The organism is Gelidibacter mesophilus DSM 14095 (genome assembly GCF_000423005.1).
Lineage (GTDB): Bacteria > Bacteroidota > Bacteroidia > Flavobacteriales > Flavobacteriaceae > Gelidibacter > Gelidibacter mesophilus.
Window position 1 is genome coordinate 277,073 of record NZ_AUHD01000004.1, and the last position, 24,653, is coordinate 301,725.

Sequence of the window (24,653 nt, forward strand, 5' to 3'; positions counted from 1 at the left end):
TGGTACATGTTGAATTTTTAAAAATATATTATTCTTTTAGGATGTCTATCACGCCTCCGGATTCAAAAAGATGATAAGGAATAATATAGTCCTCCAACTGGACGCTATTGACCTCGATGCCTTTCAATACCCTGGACTTTCCATCATGGGTAATCAGCAATTCCTTTCCATTATTCAGTTTCCATTTAACGGCATCAAAAATAGGGATGGTGACCACATACTCATTATTTGCTACCGACAATGGGTAGAGGCCCAATGCCGAAAAGACATACCAAGAAGACAATTCCCCGGCATCATCCATACCTGCTAGTGCTAGCTCATATTCGCCGACGCCATGATAATCCTTTAAAAGTTTATCAATAATTTTCTGGGATTTTTCTGGCTTATCAATAAAATAATATGAAAATGGGGCTTCATGATCGGGCTGATTGCCATGGCAATATTGTCCTAAAAACCCAGAAATATTTCGTGCAATATGTTTAGGGTTCCAAGGCAAGCTGAAAAGCGAATCCAACTTTTTCTCAAAAGGCTCATTTCCGCCATATAAATCCACCAGGCCCGGCATATCGTGTGGTACGTAAAACGATACTTGCCAACCGTTTGCTTCACGGTACATGTATTCATAATAAGGGTAAGTGGGATCAAAGGGCGTTACCCAATCTCCGTTTTTCAACCTTCCTCGCATAAAATTGGTCTTGGAATCAAAAACATTTTTATAATTTTTTGATCGCTTCATCAAGTCATCATGATGTTCAGTATCTCCCAATGATTTTGCCAATAATGCCAAAGCGTAATCATCATGTGCAAATTCCAAGGTTTTGGAAACACCGGCAGTTGTCACGGTTTCTGTTTTTGGATTCTTGACCACAGGCTCCGAAATGTATCCTTTTTCTATATATTCTTTGATATGGGGCCGTGTGCCCCCTTCTTTGTAAGCATTGTTCAAAAGCAGTTCATACGCCTTATCGACATTAAAGTTTTTAATTCCTTTAAAATAGGAACTTGCTATAAAAGGCGCTGCATGGTCTCCGTGAAAAAAAGTAGGCATAAAGCCTGTTATGTTTCCACGGTCTACCAACGACTGTATCACATCTCCCGTCACTTCTGGCTGGATCATCCCCAACAGCACCAGTTTATTGCGATAGGTATCCCACAAGGATGAAATGGTGTAATATTTGAATTTTTCAGTTCTTGTTTTACCTGCTTCGTTAGTGAACTGACCGTTCACATCGCTTCTGAGCGCAGGCCATAAAAATACCCGGTACAACGAACTGTAAAAAAGCATTTTTTCTTTTTCAGTGCCTCCGGAAACTTCAATTCGAGATAATATTTTATTCCATTCTTCAGCGCCATTTTTGTGTATCTCATCAAAATTACGATGACCGATTTCCTGCATGAGATTCTTTTTGGCATTGGCTTTACTTACAAATGACAAGCCAATTTTTAAAGTCACAGTGCTTTGGTTGTCTGCCTTTAAATGTACAATGGCATGACCCTCCTTTTCATCTTCAATAATTTCCAGAGTGTTTATGTCTTCAGATAGGATGGTATAAAAATAAATTTTATCTCTTCCCATATCTTGAACACCATCAAGTTCACGGGCGCTGATTTGGTTGATCTCCCACGACTCTACGCGATTGTTGGATTTAGAAAGATCAAAAAGTATTTTTTTATCCTTAGTGTTTTCAAAAGTATACTCATGGAAACCAGCTCTTAACGTAGATGTCAAACGCACCTCCACTTTATAATCTTCAAGAAACACCTGGTAGTATGCGGGAGATGCACTTTCGTTTTCATGTGAAAATCTGGATTTATAAGGGTATTTTTTGGCATTTGAAAGTGGCAAAATAGGAATATTACATAAATTCCAATGGCCTTTGTTGGTATGGGTAAAACCTAAAATTTCAGAATCTTCATATTGGTAGCCTGCACCTGTATGGTATTCGGTGATGGGGCTTAGTTGGATCATGGCATTGGGCAGCGATGCTCCCGGAAAGGTTAGTCCTGCCCATACCCGCCAATTTTCTGGTGGGGTATAGCCGATAAATGCCGGATCCGTGAGGGGCGCGGTCCCTAGAAACGGATTTACATAAGTTAATGGTTCTTTAAGGAATTCGTGCTTTTTTTCAGTTTGGGCATTGTTTTTAAAAGAAGACAATAAAACAATGACGAGTAATAGTGACAAGTTATGTATCTGTTGCATGTGATTGTTTTTAATTTCCTGCAAATTTTACTAACGAATGGAACGGACTATTGAGCATTAACATGTAACCTAGCCCTAGATTTCCTTATCAGGATATTTAGGTCAGCAATTCTGGTTGTTCCTTGTACGTCTTCCATAAAAACTCACCAAATAAGGTATTAGCCCAAGCAAACCATGATCTTGTAAAGTTTTTAGGATCATCTTTATGGAAGGTCTCATGCATAAAGCCTGTATCGCCATGGGTTGCTTTTAACATGGCAATGCATTCTTTTATTTCCTTGGGATTATCACTGGTCAACCCCCGCATGGTTATTGCCATAGGCCAAATCATATTTACACCCACATGTGGCCCTCCGATACCTTCTGCTGCCTTTCCTTTATAGAAAAACGGATTGTCCAAGGATAAGACAAATTCACGTGTGTTTTTATATACCAAATCGTTTTTATCGATAGCATCAAGATAGGGCAACGACAATAAACTAGGAACGTTGGCATCATCCATTAACAAATGGTTTCCGTAGCCATCAACTTCAAAAGCATAAATGTTACCGTATTTAGGATGGTTTACAATAGCGTAGTCCTGTAGTGCTTGCTTAACCTCTGCAGCCAATGCCCTTAATTCTTTGGACAAGGCGGCATCGCCTGTTAAACTATCAATCATCTCCGCTGCCTGGGTTAAGCTTACCACCGCAAAAAAATTAGAAGGGACCAAGAATGAAAATACCGTAGCGTCATCACTTGGCCTAAAGGCTGAACAAATCAATCCCACTGGTTTTACTGGATAACCATAACCTTTTAAAACTCTTGTATCCGTGCCATGAGGAGTAGTGCGCTGAAAATGATAAGGGTTAGAACCATTCTTTTCTTGTTGATCCTTAAATACTTTTAAAATGGCATTTATGGATTTTTGCCAGTCTGCATCAAAGGGTGACGTGTCTCCAGTGGTTTTCCAGTAATTGTAAGCCAATCGTATCGGGTAGCATAAGGAATCGATTTCATATTTACGTTCATGAACGCCGGGTAACATGTCTGTATGGTCTGTCGTCCATTCACCTTTTTTATTCGGATCATCATAAAACGCATTGGCATACGGATCTATAAGAATGTATTGGATTTGAGTATTTATAACCCCTGCAATTAAAGCCATAAGATCGTTATCTTTTTTTGCGAATGCCAGATAGGGCCACACTTGTGCAGAGCTATCCCGTAACCACATGGCATCGATATCGCCAGTGATGACATAAGTTTGTGATTTCCCATTTTTTCTGCTAAATGTTACCGTGGTATCCAAAGTATTTGGAAAACAATTGTTGAACAACCATGAGAGCTCTTCGTCCTTTACATTTTTTTGAAACTCCCTGATAGCATCTTCTATAACTTGGCTTACAAAATGCCTTTCTTTTTCATGAACCCGTATAACAGGAAAGCTCTTAAAAAGGCCAGTTGCCATAATATTTGTTGGAGCTATCATAGTCATTGCACCAAAAAGAGCTGTGTTCTGTATAAATTTTCTTCGTTCCATAGTTGATTTTGTTATAAATAATATTATTATAAAAGTTTAGCATTGTATTACTTTGTAGGAACCTCAATAGCAAAAGCCCTCTCGAATACACACGGAAGACATATTGACACCTTAGCTCAGCTGAAAATATCGGCCTACGAAACTAGTGTTATAAAAAGTAGTTGCGTCAAGTTTTAATAAAGCGACAACAGCTTCTTAATCAATAACCTTATAAACAGTGAAAGTGATTTTTCATGCATAAAGTAAATCGATTTACCAAATATATAAATAATATAATAAGACTTAAAAACTATTATCAAAAAGATAGCTGGATATTGTATGACTTGAGGGCTGTTCTCAATAAGCCACAACGTATTTTAACCTCAACGATCCATACATGAAGGAATGTTGTGTCCAATGAACATATTTTCTTATAATTGAGTATGGAAAATAAAAATCCATATCTAAATTAATTACCTAGATGAATCCCGGATTTTAAGACTAGTTTTTAAGGTAATTTTTTTAGGGTGCGTTTGCTTTTTGCCCTCTTTTATCAAACCGAGCATCAACCCCATTAAAGATTGTGCTATGTCGACATGTGGTTGGCTTATGGCAGTAATGGAGGGGGTATAAAATTCGAAAAATTCAAGGTCATCAAAAGACACGATCCCCAGATTTTTGGAATGATCAGGGAAATATTTTTTCATTACCCCGAGTCCGCTAATTGCTAAGTAATTTGTTGCGAAATAAAGAGCGTCTAATTGAGGGTTCTCTTCAATAAAATTTCTAATATCTTCTTCATCTTTCTTTCTAGTGGAAGAAACATCATTTAAAGGCACCTTTAATATAAGTTCTGTAAAACCATTAGTGTGTATTGCCTCTTTGTACCCATTAAGCCTGTCCAACATTTGGGTCTGTTCCAAATCTGTTGTAATAAATCCAATGTTTTTGAATTTATTAACGATAAGGTGCATTGTAGCATTAAAAGAAGCTTCTTTATTATCGACTATGATATGATTGCAATCTAAATCAGGAAAATACCGATCGAACAGAATTACAGGAATTTTCTCAACTATTAGTTCCTTAATTTTCGGCATTAATCCTGGGGAAGGTATTATTATATAGCCGTCTACTTTTATGTTTTTATATAAATTAATGAGTTCTATCGATTTGGTGTCGTTATTATCATTGGTACAAAAAATAACCTTATACCCTTTTTTATAGGCTAGACTTTCAATAATTGTGGCAAGTTTTGCAAAAAAATAGTAAAAATCCTCGACCATAAAAACGATGATCTTCGTTTTTCCCGTTCTTAAACCTTGGGCAAGTTGGCTGGGTTTATAATTTATTGATTCAGCGTAATTTAAAATTTTCTCCGTAACTACTTTAGAAATTCTTTTCTCTTCTGCTTTCCCGTTCAAAACAAAAGAAACGGTAGTAATAGACACTCCTATTTCTTTTGCGATATCCTTGATTGAGTAAGTTTTATTCTTCATTAGATTATTTTTCACCAAGTTTCATGATTGAAATGATTATTAAGTTAGTCAAACTTACAATTCTCTCCATTTAATATTTAGCATAAACTAATTAATTTCACTCAAATCTTGAGTGTAATAGTGGTTTTATTTTTTTTAACATCCAATTCAAACTTAACTTCAGGAATCCATCAAAAAGTATCTATCATATTACTTATTGCTTCTTCTTGATATTTCGGTTCTGAAAGATTCTTCCACCAATGGCATATGTTGTTACATCTGGATTCGCTGGAGAATATATCAAATATGTATCAATTACCAAAATTCTTAAGAGGTGCGTGATTCGGTGAGCTCACTTCATGAATAATTTATAATTACTTAATTATCAATGTATTAAATTTTTGAAAATAGTCCCTCTTTCTCCGCTGAAAAGCCCCGAAACACTAGTGTTTACGGGGCTTTGTTTTTGTGGGTAACTGTTGTTTTTAATCTTCCGCTTTATGCAAGAAAATAAAAATTCTAATTAATTTCTTTCCTATTTTCTATTCTTAATAATATAGAATAATAATGTAGAAACCGAAGTGTTTATGAAGTTTGTTATATGCTTGTTCAGGATTTCTTTTTGGGATCAATTTATTAATCCCTCTTTGTCAAATAAAATACTAATAGTCAATTAATTGTATTTTTTATGTGAATTTTTGAACTGATATAAAATCAATGATTATTAAAACCAACTGGACGGAAACTCCACATATATCAAGGAAATTTCATTTTTTAGGAATATTCCTACTGTCGCTCTCGATTACATATTCTCAATTGTCAATTTTCTTCTTACTCCGATGGAAACTCGTTAAGTGTTGACTTAATTTTTCCTGCATCCATGTGAATGATTCGGGTGGATAATCTTTCGGCTTCGTCGCTGTCATGAGTGACCATCACAAAAGTAGTATTCAGCTTTTGATGAATGTTTTTCACTAAAACTTGCAGGTTCATTCGCGTTTCAGCATCAAGTGCCGAAAAAGGCTCATCCATTAATACTATTTCCGGGTTGTGCGCAATGGCTCTGAGGATACCTACCCGCTGACGTTGTCCTCCACTTAGTGTGTCAGGAAATTTTTTTAAAATGCTACGGTCTAAGTTGACCAGTGGTAGAAGTTCGTTGATCCGCTCCTCACTATCTTTGGCGCCACCTTCAATCAGATTGAGGCAATAGCACATGTTTTGATAGGCTGTTAAATGAGGAAAAAGGGCTCCTTCCTGAAGCACATAACCCATTTTACGCCTCAGCTGATGCAATTCCCAATCAGCCATATTTTTGTTTAAAATTTCAATTTCTCCCTCGCGTCGTGGTAGCAGGCCATTGATTAATCTCAACAATGTTGACTTTCCACAACCACTTTTTCCAGTAAGGCAAATAAATTCGCCTTTATCAACAGAAAAAGAGATGTTATTCAGAACACTTTGTTCCCCGTAAGAAAAGCCCACATCAGTGAAACGTATGATTGTTAAATTGCTCATTTCTGTTGTTCTTTTAAGTGTTCGAGAAATAGTTTTGCCACTATCCGAGGATCCTTTTTTAGAACTTCCACTTCATAGTTCATATTGGTCATTGTTTCGGTACTTATCTTTTGATTCAGCTTCATCAGCAGCGGCTCTAATTGAGGAAACCGCTCAAGGATTTCTATTCTAGCAATAATTCCGGCCTCGTAACTTGGGAAATAGTTTTTGTTGTCGACTAATACTTTTAAATTCAGTGCTACAATCTTTCCATCCGTAGTAAAAGCATCAATGGCATTCACTTTGCCTTCTACAAGGGCATTATATCTCAAATTAATATCCATCTCGTGAATTGACGAAAAATTAAACCCATAAGTCTTCACTAGACCTTTGTAAGCATCGGAGCGTTCGAAAAAATCGAACTCTGCACCAAATTTAAAATGCTGACTATAACGCGCCAGATCTGAAAAATTCTGAATCTTAAATTTTTGAGCCAAGCTGTCAGGGATAGCCAAGGTGTAGGTGTTGTTAAAACCAAGTAATCCTAACCATTTTAGATTATAGTTTTCTTGATACTGTTTTTGTATAAGCGAAAACTCTACATGATTATCAGTTGGCAATGGCTCTTCCAGGACACTCATCCATCCAGTTCCGGTATACTCAACATACATGTCCACTTCTCCATTTGTCATTGCCGGATGTATATTTGTAGTTCCTCCACCAATACCAAATTTCCTGACGACTTGCAGGTCTGTTTCGTTTTCAATGAGCTGCGCTATTATTTCACCTAAAATGAATTGCTCGCTTGTTGGTTTTGAGGCTACAATTATTGTATTTACATTTTTCGACTGAAGTGGTCTGGTGTATGCCGTGGCGGCAATAAAAACAACAGCTAGCAATGCCATATTTATGTACACCACAAGCTTTTGTTTTTTCGAAGCATTTTTGCTTACTACTCTTACCAATCTATTTTCAAAAACCCCTACCCACTGGTCGCTCAAAACCGCTAATAACGATACCCCAAGTGATCCAGCAACAATCATGGGTGTATTCATTGTATTTAATCCTCTGAAGATAGCCTGTCCTAATCCTCCTGCTCCAATCAGTGCAGCCAAACCTGTTAGTGCCACCAGCATAACTGTTGTAATGCGTAAACCAGAGAGTATTGATGGTAGTGCCAGTGGAAAGTATATGTCTTTGAAAATCTGATATTTGGTAGCTCCCATTCCTTTGGCAGCTTCCACAATATCTGAACGTACTTCGCTCAAACCTGTAGATGTATTTCTTACCATAGGTAATAATCCATATAACACTAAAACGATTATAGCATTTTTAAGTCCAATACCCACCAAGGGGATTAATAAGCCAAACATGGCAATGGACGGAATGGTATAAAGAAAGTTTACTAACGGTAAAACAAATTTTCTTGATTTTGATGAATAGAACACCCAAATACCGAGTAAAATTCCAACGATCGTTGTTATGGCAAGTGCGCCAAACGAGATCAGAATATGCTCAGACAATAGCTGTAAAAAGTACTCTTTTCGTTCAAATATGATCATTGTTGTGTCATTCCTTTAGGATGTTGTAGAAGCCTCAAATTCAGTATAATTTTCACTTTCTTTTTTATCAGGCCTATTCTCTTTTTATAAAATTACAGAATTTACTCTAAGCGCCATCTATGGTGTGCTCTTGTTATAAAAAAGCTAAATCATTGGCATCAAATAATTTATAGGATGGCTCTCTAAAAATACCCATTTAAAACTCTCATCGCCGGTGTCCGAAAAGTGACTTGGTGCTTTTTCCTTATCAACTAGTCACCATCGGATTATTCTCCCTGTTTTTAATCATGACATGATAATCAGTGGTTGAGATGCAATTGATTGCTCTTTGTTTTAGACTTATTATAATCTATAATTTTTTTTATGTGCAAACAGAGTATTCCCAATCTTTCGAAATTCAAGAGAGATCTTATAAAAAACAATAATTTTATTGACGACATTAATTTTCCCTATTTCTTTTTTGTTATTTTAATATTGTCACCAGCCTCGCATTTTTCTATCCTTTAACACATTCTTCCATCTTTATGAATGGAAAAAAATGTGTTGACCAATATTCCGAACGGCAGTTCTATTCCAAATCCGATTCATCTCACGATTGAATTTAAAGACTATTATCATAAATTCCCGACTTTATTAAATGTTTTTTTAATGCAGCACTAAAACATAGCACATTGTAGGCATTTGCTTTCTAAAGAAACCCATAATTTGATACTTATTAGGTAGATTCTTATATAACAGGGATGAAACTAAAACCGCAATGGAGCGTATCTTAGATATCATTCAAGACTGTAATGCAAGAATTTTATAATCTATATTTGCTAGCCACGTCAAAGATCTGGAACAAGCCTACGTCTCCAAATGGCGTGGCTGTCGTTTTATTAAAATGGATTGCCATTTAAAGCAAACATTATCCTTCAAAAAAAGATTTATAAAGATCGCTTCAAAAGTTGTCATAAAAAATAGTCTTATGGATTTATCAAAAGAATTTACATTCATTTAAGTGTATTGCGTCTTGGGCCAATCATAAATCAATAACGTTTGATTTTATAAAAATTAATGTAACTTAAATGGCTAACCCTATTAGTTCTTTATAAGAATGTAGACGTTTAAAGATGTGGCAAAGATTAGCCAAAGAAAATAAGGCACCAATAAAAGCGATTTAGACTTCATATTTGTCCAGTAATAAAACATGATAAAACCAACGACTACAGCGAGACCAGCTATAAGAAACAACCCTGCTAAAATTTGTTGGTACTGGAAGAAGATAGGATTCCAAACAAGACTCAATATATAATATAGTATCAATAGGCCAATCAGGAGTTTTTTATTCTCTACCATAGGCCACAAATAAGACAGATAGATACTAAAACAAATAAGTATGAGGGTCCAAGCTATACCGATGACAAATCCTGGTGGAGTCCAAGGTGCCGTGGTCAACCCAGCATACCACTCAGACTTTGGTCCTTCTCCTCCCAATAAACGTCCAAGTCCGACAGAAGTAAAGTTTAGTATTAAGAATAAGGTAAGTCTATAAATCATTCTCCGCTATTTTTAAATGTCATTATTTGGAAGTGCTATTATTTAGTCTATAATTTCGTAGTCAATAGACAATTTTCGCAACGCTCGTAACGCAGATCCTGTTTCTTTATCTTCCACCTCGATGACCACGGTATCTCCATCTAAAAGTATTTCAGTCAGTTCAAACGATAAGGATTCATTAATGTTTGAGGAAACCTCTAAAAGACATTTAGTTATAGCCCTTCTATCGGATCTCAGGGCGTCACAGGACAATAAATTTATTTTCATAATATGAAATTATTTGAGCAAGATACGAAAGTTGAAATTTAATAGAATCCAGTTAAATTATACCTATACACTTCAGGTATTATTACAATTAACAAAAAAATTGCTTTTGTGGTAGTTAAAAGTTTGTGTATCAGTTCTAAGAATTTTCTAAACTAAATTTTTTTTTGACATAATAATCTGTACTCCCTTAACGTATTGACAAGCACACTTTGACGAACAAAAATTTCTTTTCTCTCTATCAAACGTTTAGCGCGCTATGGTTGGTTTGAAAGGAGTTTCCTTATGATTTAGGATATAGAATCTTGAAGCTAAAAAGAGTATAGTTGGCGGAGTTCTGTTGAACTAATAGCGTCCCATATAGGACCAAATTTACTCATATCCACAATGGATTCAGAATTAGGTAAGCAAAAAGGTAAAACTAACAGAATAATTTGATTAACAGTTTTTATAAAATAACCATCTTCCTTCTCTGTCAAAAAGCCCCGAAACTCTTGTGTTTACGGGGCTGTGTTTTTAGATTATCCCTTAGACAAAAAAATTAAGAAGCTTCTTGAGCAACCTCCGCTTTTTTCTTTTTCTTTTTATTCTTTTTAATCTGAGGTTCGGCAAGATCGTCCATCATTTGAAAAAATTTACCTGTATTGGTGACATAATTCTCTGATAGCGAATTATAATTATCCAACATTTCCTTTGATCCAAGGAGTGACGTCGCCATATAGGCATCATTGCTTAACGTTTCTTTAAACCAAGCTAATGTAAGTCCAGTTAATTGGACGTAATTACTTCTACTTTCCTGAAGTCGCGCCGGTGGATCTGCTATAAAATGTGCAACTATATCCACCATTCCAAAGATCTCAAAGGCTATAGCTAAAATGGGTCTATCCATAACTGCAAAAACCACAGAGGTTATAATCAACCCCAATCCCAAACAAAAAGAAAAAATATACATCCAGGTACTAATACTTTGCGCTCTTCTATTGGATTCCAATGTGTCATTTAATCCTAACTTCATATTCTTAATCAGTTCAAAAGTTTGATCGCCTGACTCTAATAATTTTTGCTGTTGCCTCATTTGAATTTCATTATTCCTATAAGCATTTTGGGCTATGTTGTCATTTATAGCTTTAATCTTTATAAGGTTGTCATCGGTAAGATTATATTTTTTAAAATATTCGAGATCTGGCTGAAGGTTAGGATCTTGTACGATTGCGTATAATTCGGCAATGAGGTTATTTGTTTCCATAGTTTAAGTTATTTAGTTTAATACCATAGCATCGGGGATAATGAAACATGTGAGCATGAAATCTTAAATCATGTGCTAAACTTCCTATTTCACTTTTCTACATCTAATTTTATGTATCACTTCAAAAGACACGACAAAAAGCGATTAATTTTAAAAAGGAGTAAGAATACGCTTATCTTCAAATTTCAAAAACATTAGGAAAGATTGAAAATCACTAAACCAATTCAGATGGAAATAGCGTCGAAAAACTTCCTGACATGGAGCGTCCTGCTTCTCATAGCACATATATTGTTCTATGGGCAACAATCACTGAGTCTGTCCAAGGTTATGCTGTTCAACTTGGTAAAATGGTGACCATGTTAGAGATTTTAAAAATTGTGTTACCCAAAATGTTTTCGATCTTTCTATGGAAGAAAGAGACTTTTTATTGGATGACAATGCCAATAGAATAGATGCCATGATATTTCAACTGGCGGCTCCTGAAAAAGATTAGTAAATGCATATCATGGCACATCAAGCGAATTATAAGGGACGCATGCGGTTAATATTAAAGCGTTGTGAAAATAAACAAGGTTTGATTTTATTCTGCCAGAAATACCTATTCAAACCAACACTTGCCTCCTTTCATTCCAATTTGTAAATTACCGGACGAAACAAGTATATTCATGATTCTCGTTTTCTATACCGTAGTATCCTAATTTTATATATTAATTTTTTTTATAATAGCAACTAATCCCTATGGCATATAATACTAAGTTAGCTGACAAAGTAAGAACTTACATATCAAATATTCATGGGCTAGAAATTGAAGAGAAACAAATGTTCGGTGGATTGGCTTTTATGGTCAATGGGAAAATGTGAATAAATATTGGCGAAAGCAGGTTAATGTGCCGCTTTGATCCTTCTCTTTCTGACGAAATATCCAAAAAAAATAGTTTCTTGCCAATGACAATGAAAGGCAGGCAATATAAAGGCTATTGTTATGTGGAACAAATAGGTTATCATAACAAAATAGACTTTGAATATTGGATAAACCTTTGCCTTGATTATAATGATAGCGAAAAAGCATCCAAGAGAAAATAGAAATCTGTACCTTAAGAAAATGCAGACTACATAATTTAAAAAAAGTACAAAATGAATCAGACCAAAAGATCACTCGAAGAACAACGTATTGAGTTTACAAATGGAAAATTTCTTGCGACACCTTTAGCTGGTGCAATCGCATGGTTACTAGTTGGAATTGCGGGACTTTTACTCCCAATGAAAACAACTGTTTGGGTCTTATTTATTGCCACAGGATGCATTGCCTACTTAGGTATGTTTATTTCTAAATATACCGGTGAAAATTTTTTGGACAAAAACAAACCTAAGAATGAATTTGACTCCTTGTTCTTTTTTACAGTTGGACAATCAATTTTGGTTTATGGCATTGCAATACCGTTTTTTATACTAGATTATTCATCCTTGCCACTAACTGTCGGTATTTTGACAGGCCTCATGTGGTTACCATTCTCTTGGATCATTAAACATTGGGTTGGGATTTTCCATTCGCTGACCAGAACTATACTTATTGTGTTACTTTGGTACAGTTTTCCAGACCACAGATTCGTAGCGATTCCGTTTGCGATAGTAGGTATCTATATTGTAACCCTCATCATCTTGAAGAACAGAAAAAGAGCAGATTCTTAAATATCTGACACTTAACGATGCTTTAAAACCTATAGAAATATTTCAGACCTGCCATAAACGATCCATGCAACGGATTTGCATGAAAAAAATAATGAAAACTTCAGGGATAGAGTCATCAAATGTGAAATTCAAAAACAAGTTCCCGATAACCATATTAAATCACTATTTATTTTTTGGTTCGCCACCCCCTAATTTCTTGACTTACAGCTTCTGGAGTTCTATTGGTGCGTTTTGCTATCCGACGGGGAACATCAGAAAACTCTCCGGCCTTATAGTTCACATCGGTATCGGTAAGCTTTGGATAGTGCTTTCGATAATCACTTTCAATAGCCTTCCAATGACTCTCGGCCTCTTGTTCTGGATCTTCATTCGGCTGATGTCTGTTCTGCCCGTAATCAACTTCTCCCTGAGCATCATTTGTACGTCTGTCCATGCGGTGATCATTATCCTGAAGACGTTCTGGATTACCTGTTATTTTTTTGTCTTTGTCGCTATTTGTGTCCATAATCTTAGATTAATATATTAATTACAATGATTTTTTTATTCGTAGGTTTAATTTCTTAATGAAAGTTACGGATGAATAAACAACAGAGTGAATCCTATAAAATAAAATATTAACACTATTGAGTATGTCAACTCATTGTTTCATCTAAAAGGTTTTTAAAAGTATTAAAAAACAAGGTCACAAAAAAAAAGACTCCTCTGTCGAACAGCCTCTTGGCTTTGCTTGAAATTCTTTATGATCTTCTTCGCCATAAATTTCTTTCAATTGTTTTTAATAAAATACTGCAATGGCTGCTCTGAAATCTTGAAACTTCACTAATATTTCAAGTATACTGCATATAAGTTTTAATGTCAAAAATTTCTGTCTCGGATATCAATTATAGCCACAATCACATGCAATGTATATCCTCAAGAATCTCAAATTACAGGAACTTCAATAGTCAAAAATTTATCTTCTCCATTTTCGTCCTCTCCCTGATAAAATTTAAAAATATAAGGTTCAGATTGTATGGCATGTACGGGAATTGAAAATGTTACTTCTCTAACGCTGTCGGTACAGGATATACCATCATCAACATGCGCGATAGGATAAACTAACCTTGCCGTTCCTTCATAGAAATAATCAAATTGACCATAGAAAAAATAACAACTGTTTGGCAATTCAATGGTAACATTGATGCGATAGGTCCGTCCATAAATAAATTCATTTGGAAGATCTGCGCTTTTAACCGCAGTATATTCTAAATGATAGTCGTGGTAATTATTGTCGTCGTCATTACTACAACCAACCAGTAAAAAAGCGACCATAAAAAAAGTCAGAAACTGTTTCATAATAATTGAATTTTAAGTTAAACCTGTCTAAAGTTAATCGATTTGAGGCAAAATTTTATAATTTATTTTTTAAAATCTCAAAAAAATAGATACGCATAAATATGAGTTTTTTAAAATTGAGCTTGTTTTATAAGAGGACAGAAATCCTCGCTTTAATCGAAAGTTTTGCAAACCAGTACTTCTTTAACATATTAAATAATAAGTTACTTGAAAACCAATAACCTTAGGATATGTGGGGATAAACCGTCGTGTTGACCACTTTTACTTTAAGGACCGAAGGTTTCTGATTCTTCACAAAAATTTCAAATCCAAGTCGACAGCATTGTTCTCTAAACACTACTTCATTTATGATAGATACCAGCAACCGGTATGCTCTTTTTTTTTATCTTGTACAAAACTATTCCAAATGTCAAAACTTATCGCTCCTTCAATTCTCTCAGGTAATTTTGCCCATCTGTCAAAAGACATTGAAATGCTCAACAAAAGCAATGCCGACAGCATTCATGTGGATATCATGGATGGCGTTTTTGTTCCCAATATATCCTTCGGTTTTCCAGTGCTCAAAGCAATAAAAAAACTGGCGTCAAAACCATTGGATGTCCATTTGATGATCATTCAACCAGAACGCTATATCAGTCGGTTTAAGGAGGCCGGTGCCGATACTTTAATCGTCCACTTTGAAGCTTGTAGACATTTACACAATACCATCCAAGCAATTAAACAAGAAGGAATGCTAGCAGGAGTCGCCATTAATCCACATACGCCTATCAACAATCTCGAAGCCATCATTAAGGATATTGATCAACTGCTAATCATGTCAGTCAATCCCGGTTTTGGAGGACAAAAGCTCATAGAGCACACCTATCGGAAAGTTGAACTTGCACGGGATTTAATTCAGAGAAGCCACGTGAAAACAATCATCGGACTCGATGGTGGCGTGAACTTAACCAATGCCCCACAGCTTATTGCAGCCGGAGCCGACTTATTGGTGTCTGGGAGTTATATTTTTCGATCTGACAACCCTTCCAAAACTATCTCTGATTTTAAGGCATTATAAAACTTACAAAAGCCTAACTACCTAAACATTCTTCTTTTAAAGTGAGAATAATGTAAGTTATCACTCGGATTATATAAATTTTATTGAGAATTGCTATTGTATCTTTAAGACGATATTCTCTCAAGAAACTATTGAATACAATTGGATATGACTAATTCGGAACTTCTAAAAAATACAATCGCGCAGATATTTGCCAATGGTAAAGGCATCCTTGCCATGGATGAAAGCACACCCACTATTGACAAACGTTTTTCGGTCAATGGAATTCCACAAAATGTAGAGATGCGACGCAACTATCGAGAACTCCTCGCGACAACACCGGGACTGAGTGAAAGTATTGGTGGTGCCATTTTATATGACGAAACTATCCGACAGCAAACCTCAGACGGCATTGCAATGGCTACGATGTTGATGAATTCGGGAATTATCCCAGGAATTAAAGTAGATATGGGCGCCAAACCGCTGGCTGGTTTTCCTAACGAAAAAATTACGGAGGGTTTGGATGGGCTGCGAGAGCGCTTGGTAGATTACAATTCCATGGGCGCTCGTTTTGCCAAATGGCGTGCAGTCATTACCATCGGAGATGGCATCCCAACAGATGCCTGCATCAACGCCAATTCTCATGCCTTGGCAAGATATGCTGCATTATGTCAGGAGGCAGGCTTGGTTCCTATTGTAGAGCCAGAAGTCTTGATGGATGGCAATCATTCAAGGCAGCGGTGTTATGACGTTACGGAGCAAGCATTAAAGTCCCTTTTTGAGGCATTGTACCACTTTCGCGTTGATCTTCAGAGCATTATTCTAAAACCTAATTTGGTAATGGCAGGAAAAGACAGTAGCCAAAAAGACAGTATCGCTGACGTTGCTAAGGCCACTGTAAACTGTTTTCTTTCATCGGTTCCTGCAGCTGTGCCGGCCATTGCATTTCTATCGGGTGGACAATCGCCAGAACAAGCATCTCAACATTTGAATGCTATAAATAAAAATTATAAGGACCGCCTTCCTTGGATAGTTGCTTTTTCTTTTGCAAGAGCCATTCAACACCCCTGTTTAGAAGCTTGGAAGGGACAGGAAGCTCATGTGGAAAAAGCGCAACAACTACTCTATCATCGGGCAAAACTAAGTGCTGCTGCAAGACGTGGAGCCTATAAATCAGCCATGGAAGACCATGGGTAATCTCAGATGCTTTTAGCAGTCCTAAAGGATTAATTTAAAATAAATAAAAGGGACCATGGACACTAAATAAATTAACGCCCTTCTGGGTAGCATGACCACGCTGTCAGAAGTGACAAATTTGCTGAATGAAAGAGGGTATACTAAAAATCTCAATTTAGAATCAACACATCTCGTTTGTGAGGGTACTGAGACAAAGCTATTTCCTGGCGAATTTATCGTAGATAAACATTATCGATTTGAAGGACCATCTGATCCTAGCGATGAGGCTATTGTTTTTGCAATTTCATCTTCAAAACACCATCTAAAAGGTATTTTGATAAATGGCTATGGGATTTCTAGCGAGGCTATTTCAGATGAAATGATACAGGCTTTGGATGAAAGGCATCAAGAATTCACCACTTAAAACAGGTTTAACTTCCAAAATAAAAACAGTTCGGGTGGGAATTCTGTAAATTATAGAGCAGTTTCTGTAAGCCATCTTGAAAATTAAAAAGTATCTTTAATATTCTTAAGTTAAGAATAACGCAGGTTTTTTATTGATCCAAAGGATTATAAAGAGATGGCTTCTCCATTTTAAGGATACTTCTATCTCATGTTATTCATAGCAGAATATACTTTTTAAATGGCGAAAATACCTAAAATCATCATTATTGGCGCAGGATTTGGTGGCGTCAAAATGGTTAAATCCCTATATAAGAAACCCGTAGAAGTGCTGTTGATCGATCGGAACAATTACCACAACTTTCAACCTTTAATGTACCAGGTAGCCACTGGAGGTTTGGAACCGGGAAATATAGGATATCCCGTAAGACGGATTTTCAGAAAGTATAAAAATGTCAGCTTTAGAATGGCAGAAGTTTTGAAAATAAACATCCGAAAAAATCAAATTTCAACCTCCATCGGAGATATGACTTATGATTATTTAGTGATGGCTTCAGGAAGCGAAAATAACTTTTTCAATTTTGAACCGGTTAAACACAAATTGCTAACCCTAAAATCTTTACCTGACGCCCTTCAAATTCGAAATTGGATTTTTCAGAATCTCGAGCGCGCCTTAGCTGAAAACGAAAAAGAATCTTTAGAAGAAATCATGAACATTGCCATTGTGGGAGGTGGACCGGCAGGCATTGAACTTGCAGGTGCATTGGCCGAAATGAAAAAACACCTCATCCCCAAAGAATTTCCGGAATTGGAACTGTCAAGGATGAGTCTAAATTTATATCAATCAGGACCAAAATTACTTGCGTCAATGTCAAAAGAAGCTTCTGAAAAAACACTCGAATATCTAAAAGAAATGGGGGTAAACGTCTTTCTCAATACTCGGGTTAGTGATTACAAAGACAATGCTATTGTGTTGGAAGACGGAAGCCAATTTATAACCAATACGGTTATATGGACTGCAGGTGTTAAAGGCGCCCTAATCGATGGTTTTCCAGAAGAAGCCATTCTACAAGGTAATCGTCTGTCAGTCAATGAATTTAATCAGGTGCTCGGGACTCAAAATATTTTCGCAATTGGAGATGTGTCGGCTCATTGTTCAAATGAATATCCAAAAGGACTGCCTATGCTTGCGCCAATTGCGCAACATCAAGGAAAGCTTTTGGCTAAGAATATTTTAAAACGTTTAAAGAATGAATCAATGCAACCTTTTGCATATACCAACAAAGGCGTTATGGCAACTATTGGAAGAAAAAAAGCCGTGGTGGATTTACCAAACTTCAAATTCCAAGGAGGTTTTGCCTGGTTGGTATGGATGTTCGTGCATGTATTTTCACTTGTTGGCTTCCGAGATAAAACCGTGACGTTAATCGATTGGGTGGTGAGTTATTTTAGCTACGACCAGCCTTTAGGAATGATTTTAAGATCAGGAGAATTTAAGCCTGATCCTGCTAAGAATGAAATTAAAGAAATATAAGAAGTAGCAACCCATGGAAAATAAAAACATCGTTCAAAAGCGCATTGATACTGTGAGAATTTTATCTGTCGATGCCGTTCAAAAAGCAAATTCGGGACATCCCGGCACACCAATGGCCCTATCACCATTAGGCCATTTGCTATGGTCGGAAACCATGCACTACAATCCCAAAAACCCTGATTGGGCAAATCGCGATCGGTTCATCCTTTCCTGCGGACACGCTTGCATGTTACAATACAGTTATTTGTATTTAAGTGGCTATGACGTCACCCTGAAAGACCTCAAAAATTTCAGACAGTTGCACAGCATTACCGCTGGCCATCCCGAATATGGTCTGATGCCCGGCATTGAAGTCACCACCGGTCCTTTGGGCCAAGGGTTTGCCAATGGTGTGGGCATGGCCATTGCGGAAAAATATATGGCAGCGCGCTACAATCAGCCCGATTTCAAAATATTTGATTATAAAATATATACCATTTGCAGCGATGGCGATCTTATGGAAGGGGTTGCTTCAGAAGCTGCCTCGCTTGCCGGACACCTCGGACTGGGCAATATGATCTATTATTACGACAGCAACCACATTACTATTGAAGGCGACACCGATCTCACTTATGATGAAGATGTAGCAAAGCGCTTTGAAGCCTATGGCTGGCACGTTCAGAAAGTTTCAGATGTCAACAATTTAGGGGCGCTTTCGAAAGCAACCAAAGCCGCGCAAAATGAAACCAAGCGTCCCTCATTAATTATTGTAAACAGTGTTATCGGATACGGGAGTCCTAATAAACATGGTACGGCGGCAGCCCACGGCTCACCTTTGGGTGAGGACGAAGTTCGTTTGGTCAAAGAAAATTTTGGAGTTGATCCAGATAAAAACTTTGTTGTTCCCGATGAGGTCCAAAACTTTTACCAAAAAGCAGCGAAGAAATCAGCAGAAAAAGAAAAAGAGTGGAACGAACTCTATAAAAATTATAAGAATCGCCACCCTGACCTTGCTGAGGAATACGAAACCATTACTTCAGGAAAACTTCCGGATGGCTGGGAAGCGCAACTTCCCACATTCAAAGCGGATGAAAACATGGCAACCAGGAAAGCATCTGGAAAAACCCTGAATGCCATCTCAAAATATTTACCGCAATTGATTGGTGGTTCAGCCGATTTAGCACCTTCTACCAATACGAACCTTGATGGTTACACATCCTTTTCCGCAAAACATCCCGACGGACGTAACTTTCATTTTGGCATTCGTGAACATGCTATGGGAGCCGTACTCAATGGGATGGCACTCAGTAAGTATCTCATCCCCTACGGTGCGACATTTTTGATTTTCTCTGACTATATGCGACCCCCATTACGATTGGCCGCCATTATGAATATCCGCCTGATTATGATCTTTACCCACGACAGTATTGGATTAGGCGAAGACGGCACCACCCACCAACCTGTCGAACAATTGATCGGGTTGCGCACGGTGCCAAACATGACCGTCATCCGTCCGGCAGATGCCAACGAAACCGCACAAGCGTGGCGCACAGCCATCCTGCATACTGACGGACCGGTAAGCATTGTGCTAACGCGTCAAACCATTCCCATCCTAGACCAGAAAAAATATACCAGTGCCAAAGCATTAGAGAAAGGCGCCTATATTCTTTCGGAGTCTGAAGGGAAACCAGATATTATATTGATTGCCACCGGTTCTGAAGTCCATTTGATATTGGAAGCCCAAGTCCAATTGAAAAAAATCAATATTCAAGCGCGGGTGGTGAGCATGCCCTGTTGGAATTTATTTGATAAACAAAGTGCTGCTTACCGTGAAAAGGTTTTACCAAAGGGCATTAGAAAACGATTGGCAGTAGAAGCAGGTTCGCCTGTGGGATGGTCAAAATATACAACCGATGATGGTGATGTGATCGGCATTGAGAAATTTGGAGAGTCAGCACCTGGTGATGAAGTCATGAAAGACTATGGTTTTTCTGTAGAAAATATTGTAAAACGAGCGAAGGCATTGCTTTCCAAGAATGAATAAACCGCTAAAAACGGTTTTTAATACAAACTAAAAGCAAGTTAAAGGCGTGAATTGTATTTAATGTAGGCACAATTTTAGGTAAAATAGATTTGTGAGAATTAGTGTAATTGGTGTTTAAAACAATTTGAAGCTAAGTCGCACAACAAATACCATACCCATCTATGTAGTCATAGTGTAAACATCTTGTGTTCTTTGCTGTTAAAAAAAACAAAATGCAAAAAAAATCACATAAAAAAATAGGAATCTGTGCCGATCACGGCGGATTTGAACTCAAAGAAGAAATAAAACCCTTTCTCCTTGAAAACCAATTCCTGCCCCTAGATTTTGGCGCCAAAGTATTGGACAATACCGATGATTACCCCGATTTCGTCATTCCTTTGGCCAAAGCAGTTGCCGCCGGAGAAGTTTTTCGAGGCATCGCCATTTGCGGAAGTGGTGTAGGCGCTTGCATAGCCGCCAACAAAGTCTCCGGGGTGAGAGCAGCATTGATTACCGATTATTTTTCGGCACATCAAGGCGTTGAAGATGATGATATGAACCTCATTTGCCTTGGGGGTCGCATTACTGGATATGCCAGTGCAGAAGAGTTTGTTATGACATTTTTAAATGCGAAATTCATCGGCGCCGAAAGACATGTCCGACGCTTGCGGAAAATTCAGAAATTGGTGGAGAGGGATTAAGGATTAGGGAGCAGGATTTGAGATTAACAATTGTTGATTTTTGATTAACGAATAACGGTCAACTCTATTCAGGCTTTAAAAAAAATAAATAGTATATCCGAAATCAATCCTATAAAATTGAGATTTCTGATTTAAAATCTGAATAGGCCTTGACCTTCACGATATCTACTAGGACTAAAAGGTGGCCTATTCTCAAATAATTAATCATTTGAGATTTTTTACTCACTTTAGGGTAGGGCAAACAAAAAATCGGCTTGTATTTCAAGTTTTTCATTCTTATGACTAAAAACGGATAAACAATATATAATAACAATAATAAATATTTCAACAATATGAACCCTTTAAATAAAATACAAGAACACGGTCAGAGCATTTGGCTTGATTTACTCGATCGCGACATTATGAATTCTGGCAAATTGCAAAGTCTAATTGACGATGACGACTTGCGCGGTTTGACCTCCAACCCTTCCATTTTTGAAAAAGCCATTAGCGGAAGCGATGATTATGATGACGACATTGCCAAGCTTTCAAAAAAGGAAGACAACAATTCAGCAATTTTTTTCGATATGGCGATTACTGATATTCAGCGCGCAGCGGATATTTTTAAGCCGGTATACGATAAAACAGAAGGGAAAGACGGCTTTGTAAGTTTAGAAGTTTCACCCTATTTGGCGTTGGATACTGACGGCACTATTGAGCAAGCACGTGACCTATGGAAAAGAGTGAATCGTAAAAATGTTATGATTAAGATTCCGGGAACCAAACAAGGACTACCAGCCATTCGCGAATGTCTTCGGGAAGGGATCAACATTAATGTGACGCTTCTTTTTGGGCTGCCACGCTATCGGGAAATCACCGAAGCTTTTATGGGCGGTCTTGAAGACCGACTTAAGGAAGGCCATTCTATAAAAGATGTCGCTTCTGTGGCGAGTTTCTTTCTGAGCCGAATTGATGTATTGGTCGATCCGATGTTGAAAGAAAAAGGTGCCAATCATCTCGTTGGAGAAATTGCTATTGCCTCGGCAAAAAAAGCCTATCAAATCTATCTCGACATGATTGCAAGCGATCGTTATAAAAAACTTGCCGCAAAAGGCGCACAAACCCAACGTGTGCTTTGGGCAAGTACCAGTGCCAAAGGCCCTTCGTTCAGTGACGTCAAATATGTAGAGCCATTAATTGGAAAAGATACCATTAACACCCTACCCATGGAAACCATCGATGCTTTTCGGGATCACGGAACAGTAGCCTATACGGTCACTGAAGACATTGAAGGTGCCAATAAATCCATGGAGGAATTAAAAAAATTAGATATTGATATCGATGCGATTACCCAAAAATTGGAAAACGAAGGGATAGAGAAATTCAACAAAGCCTACGAACAATTACTCAAAAGTATTGCCGATCAAAAACGTAAAAAAAGCTAAAGCAATGGTCGATTTTGAGGGCTCGAAAATAAGAGTGGTTTTTATGGATATCGGTGGCGTATTGCTTACCAATGGTTGGGGACATGAATCGCGTCAAAAAGCAGCAAAAGTCTTTGGATTTGATTATGAGGAGATGAACATCTTGCACCACTTCATTTAGAATGTGTTTGAGATTGGGAGTATTTCTTTAGATGAATATCTCGATACGGTACTCTTTAACCAATCGCGCGATTTCACGAAGGATGATTTCAAACAATTCATGTACGAACAATCCGTAGAACTTCCAGAAATGTTATCTTGGGTGAAATCATGGAAAAAGCAAACGTCATTGCCCATTTTCGCGCTAAATAACGAGAGTATGGAAATCAATGATTATCGTATAGAAAAATTCAAGCTCCATGACGTCTTTAATGGCTTTTTTTCATCCTGCTATCTTGGATTTCGAAAACCAGATCCTCGTATTTATCAAACAGCTTTGGAAATCACTCGGTTAAATCCAAAGGAATGTCTTTACTTTGATGATCGGCCCATGTTGGTCGATGCGGCTAAAAAGCAAGGCATCCATGCTATTCTTCATGAGGATTTTGAAAACACAAAACAGATTCTTGAAAATTTAAAAACATGATAATGAACACAGAACATAAAAACGCATTCGGAATGATTGGACTCGGCACCATGGGTTCCAATCTTTTACAAAACATTGCCGATCACGGTTATAAATGCGCAGGTTACGATATCAGCACTGATAAAGTCGCAGCACTCAATAAATTAAACCCTGAGGCCATTCAAGGTTTTACGGATATGAACGATTTTATCGATAGTCTGTCTTCGCCAAAAGTTGTCATGCTGCTCGTTCCTGCAGGTAAAATTGTCGATGGTGTTATTGAAGAACTTCTCGAGGTTCTTGAAAAAGGAGATATCATCATCGATGGTGGCAATTCACATTTCATCGACACCGATCGCCGGTTTAAGGATTTGGAGAAACAAGGCTATCATTTTATCGGAATGGGCGTATCGGGCGGTGAAGAAGGTGCACGTCGAGGCCCGAGTATGATGCCTGGAGGCGATCAAAATGCTTATGAAATTGTAAAACCCATTCTCACTAAGATTGCTGCGCAGGTCAAAGGCGATCCCACCGTTGCCTATATGGGAGAACGATCAGCCGGACATTTTGTAAAAATGGTGCACAATGGTATCGAATATGCCATAATGCAACTGATCTCTGAAACCTATGAAATTTTAAAAAATGGTTTACATATGAGACCTGACGCCATCCACACTATCTTTAAAGAATGGAACGAAGGCCGATTGCAATCCTATCTCATAGAAATTACCCGAGATATCCTTGCTTACAAAAAGAAGGGCTCAGACCATTTGTTACTTGATGATATCAAAGACGAGGCTAAATCAAAAGGCACGGGAAAATGGACGTCACAAGCCGCCATGGACCTCAATCTTCCCATCCCCATAATTGATATTGCCGTGTCCATGCGTGACCTTTCTAAGTACAAGAATTTACGCACCAAAGCTTCTAAACTGTATCCAGATTCTGAGGGCACTCACCCTTCACATAATAACGATGAACAAGTACACCAACTTGAACTTGCATTTTATTTCGCCATGGTCTCTGCCTACGCACAGGGCATGCATCTCCTCCACCGTGCCAATGAAGTTTATGACTATAAACTGAACCTCGATGTTATTGCGAAAATCTGGCGTGGTGGCTGTATTATTCGTTCAAAATTTTTGGAAGACATCTATGGAGCCTATCAAAATAACGCAAAATTGGAACACCTATTTATAGACAGCGCTATTCATCAAAATCTGCGAGAAAGCACTCAAGGAATTCGTTCCATCGTTTCAGAAGCTACCCAAAATGGAATTGCTGTACCAGCTTTCGCCGCTGCTTTAGGTTATTTTGACAATTTCAGAAATGAAAACATGCCAGCCAATCTTATTCAGGCGCAACGTGATTATTTTGGGTCGCACACCTATGAACTCAAAGGAAAAGAAGGTACTTTTCATACCGAATGGGAAGCTGGTAATTCATAAATTTTAAATAAACAA

General features: G+C 37.5%; 21 protein-coding genes. 11 read left to right on the forward strand and 10 right to left on the reverse strand.

Translation table 11 applies throughout. The features are described from left to right. Positions 1-28 precede the first annotated feature (28 nt). The 8 genes from G525_RS0104575 to G525_RS0104615 all read right to left on the reverse strand — a co-directional run bounded on the left by G525_RS0104575 (position 29) and on the right by G525_RS0104615 (position 11,287). Positions 29-2,203 (reverse strand): GH92 family glycosyl hydrolase, encoded by a 2,175-nt coding sequence (locus G525_RS0104575; RefSeq protein ID WP_027125104.1) that lies wholly within the window; start codon positions 2,201-2,203, stop codon positions 29-31. A 97-nt stretch (positions 2,204-2,300) separates the two neighbouring features. Then, a complete protein-coding gene (locus G525_RS0104580) occupies positions 2,301-3,725 on the reverse strand; it encodes a glycoside hydrolase family 125 protein (RefSeq protein WP_027125105.1) in 1,425 nt (474 codons plus the stop codon). A 452-nt stretch (positions 3,726-4,177) separates the two neighbouring features. After that, positions 4,178-5,200: a LacI family DNA-binding transcriptional regulator gene (locus tag G525_RS0104585; RefSeq protein WP_027125106.1), complete on the reverse strand. Its 1,023-nt coding sequence runs from the start codon at positions 5,198-5,200 to the stop codon at positions 4,178-4,180. An 810-nt stretch (positions 5,201-6,010) separates the two neighbouring features. Continuing rightward, entirely contained in the window at positions 6,011-6,697 is a 687-nt protein-coding gene (locus tag G525_RS0104590; RefSeq protein ID WP_035478995.1) for an ABC transporter ATP-binding protein, read from the reverse strand. Beyond that, positions 6,694-8,238, reverse strand: a complete 1,545-nt coding sequence (locus G525_RS0104595; protein WP_027125108.1) for an ABC transporter permease/substrate-binding protein — start codon at positions 8,236-8,238, stop codon at positions 6,694-6,696. The genes G525_RS0104590 and G525_RS0104595 overlap by 4 nt, the downstream gene beginning before the upstream one ends. Positions 8,239-9,318: 1,080 nt before the next feature. Next, positions 9,319-9,777, reverse strand: a complete 459-nt coding sequence (locus tag G525_RS0104605; protein WP_027125109.1) for a TspO/MBR family protein — start codon at positions 9,775-9,777, stop codon at positions 9,319-9,321. A gap of 42 nt (positions 9,778-9,819) precedes the next feature. After that, positions 9,820-10,044 carry a hypothetical protein gene (locus G525_RS0104610; RefSeq protein WP_027125110.1) on the reverse strand — a complete coding sequence of 75 codons (225 nt, stop codon included), beginning with the start codon at positions 10,042-10,044 and terminating at the stop codon, positions 9,820-9,822. A 538-nt stretch (positions 10,045-10,582) separates the two neighbouring features. Beyond that, positions 10,583-11,287, reverse strand: a complete 705-nt coding sequence (locus G525_RS0104615) for a hypothetical protein (RefSeq protein WP_027125111.1) — start codon at positions 11,285-11,287, stop codon at positions 10,583-10,585. A gap of 1,134 nt (positions 11,288-12,421) precedes the next feature. On the opposite strand from G525_RS0104615, the gene G525_RS0104630 reads away from it, so the two are divergent. After that, positions 12,422-12,976 carry a DUF7010 family protein gene (locus G525_RS0104630; RefSeq protein WP_027125112.1) on the forward strand — a complete coding sequence of 185 codons (555 nt, stop codon included), beginning with the start codon at positions 12,422-12,424 and terminating at the stop codon, positions 12,974-12,976. A 166-nt stretch (positions 12,977-13,142) separates the two neighbouring features. Here the strand turns inward: G525_RS0104630 and G525_RS0104635 are convergent, their stop codons facing one another. Further along, the gene (locus G525_RS0104635) at positions 13,143-13,481 is read right to left on the reverse strand and encodes a hypothetical protein (protein ID WP_027125113.1); all 339 of its coding nucleotides are present in this window, start codon (positions 13,479-13,481) and stop codon (positions 13,143-13,145) included. Between the two features lie 416 nt (positions 13,482-13,897). After that, positions 13,898-14,311 (reverse strand): hypothetical protein, encoded by a 414-nt coding sequence (locus tag G525_RS20255; protein ID WP_051209801.1) that lies wholly within the window; start codon positions 14,309-14,311, stop codon positions 13,898-13,900. A 406-nt stretch (positions 14,312-14,717) separates the two neighbouring features. Between G525_RS20255 and rpe the strand changes: the two genes are divergently transcribed. The 10 genes from rpe to gndA all read left to right on the forward strand — a co-directional run bounded on the left by rpe (position 14,718) and on the right by gndA (position 24,638). Further along, positions 14,718-15,368, forward strand: coding sequence for a ribulose-phosphate 3-epimerase (rpe, locus tag G525_RS0104645; RefSeq protein WP_027125114.1), 651 nt, complete (start codon positions 14,718-14,720; stop codon positions 15,366-15,368). A gap of 147 nt (positions 15,369-15,515) precedes the next feature. Next, positions 15,516-16,544 (forward strand): class I fructose-bisphosphate aldolase, encoded by a 1,029-nt coding sequence (locus tag G525_RS0104650; RefSeq protein WP_035478998.1) that lies wholly within the window; start codon positions 15,516-15,518, stop codon positions 16,542-16,544. A gap of 91 nt (positions 16,545-16,635) precedes the next feature. Then, positions 16,636-16,947, forward strand: a complete 312-nt coding sequence (locus G525_RS0104655) for a hypothetical protein (protein ID WP_035478999.1) — start codon at positions 16,636-16,638, stop codon at positions 16,945-16,947. A 219-nt stretch (positions 16,948-17,166) separates the two neighbouring features. Further along, a complete protein-coding gene (locus G525_RS20260; RefSeq protein WP_035479002.1) occupies positions 17,167-18,459 on the forward strand; it encodes an NAD(P)/FAD-dependent oxidoreductase in 1,293 nt (430 codons plus the stop codon). A 13-nt stretch (positions 18,460-18,472) separates the two neighbouring features. Then, entirely contained in the window at positions 18,473-20,482 is a 2,010-nt protein-coding gene (gene tkt / locus G525_RS0104665; RefSeq protein WP_027125117.1) for a transketolase, read from the forward strand. A 212-nt stretch (positions 20,483-20,694) separates the two neighbouring features. Continuing rightward, positions 20,695-21,162: an RpiB/LacA/LacB family sugar-phosphate isomerase gene (locus tag G525_RS0104670; protein ID WP_027125118.1), complete on the forward strand. Its 468-nt coding sequence runs from the start codon at positions 20,695-20,697 to the stop codon at positions 21,160-21,162. Positions 21,163-21,494: 332 nt separating this feature from the next. Then, positions 21,495-22,586: a transaldolase gene (tal, locus tag G525_RS0104680; RefSeq protein ID WP_027125119.1), complete on the forward strand. Its 1,092-nt coding sequence runs from the start codon at positions 21,495-21,497 to the stop codon at positions 22,584-22,586. Between the two features lie 4 nt (positions 22,587-22,590). After that, positions 22,591-22,746: a hypothetical protein gene (locus G525_RS22495; protein ID WP_211222908.1), complete on the forward strand. Its 156-nt coding sequence runs from the start codon at positions 22,591-22,593 to the stop codon at positions 22,744-22,746. Positions 22,747-22,749: 3 nt separating this feature from the next. Next, positions 22,750-23,211, forward strand: coding sequence for an HAD-IA family hydrolase (locus G525_RS20265; protein ID WP_211222909.1), 462 nt, complete (start codon positions 22,750-22,752; stop codon positions 23,209-23,211). A gap of 2 nt (positions 23,212-23,213) precedes the next feature. Further along, a complete protein-coding gene (gene gndA / locus G525_RS0104690) occupies positions 23,214-24,638 on the forward strand; it encodes an NADP-dependent phosphogluconate dehydrogenase (protein WP_211222910.1) in 1,425 nt (474 codons plus the stop codon). Positions 24,639-24,653: the final 15 nt, after the last annotated feature.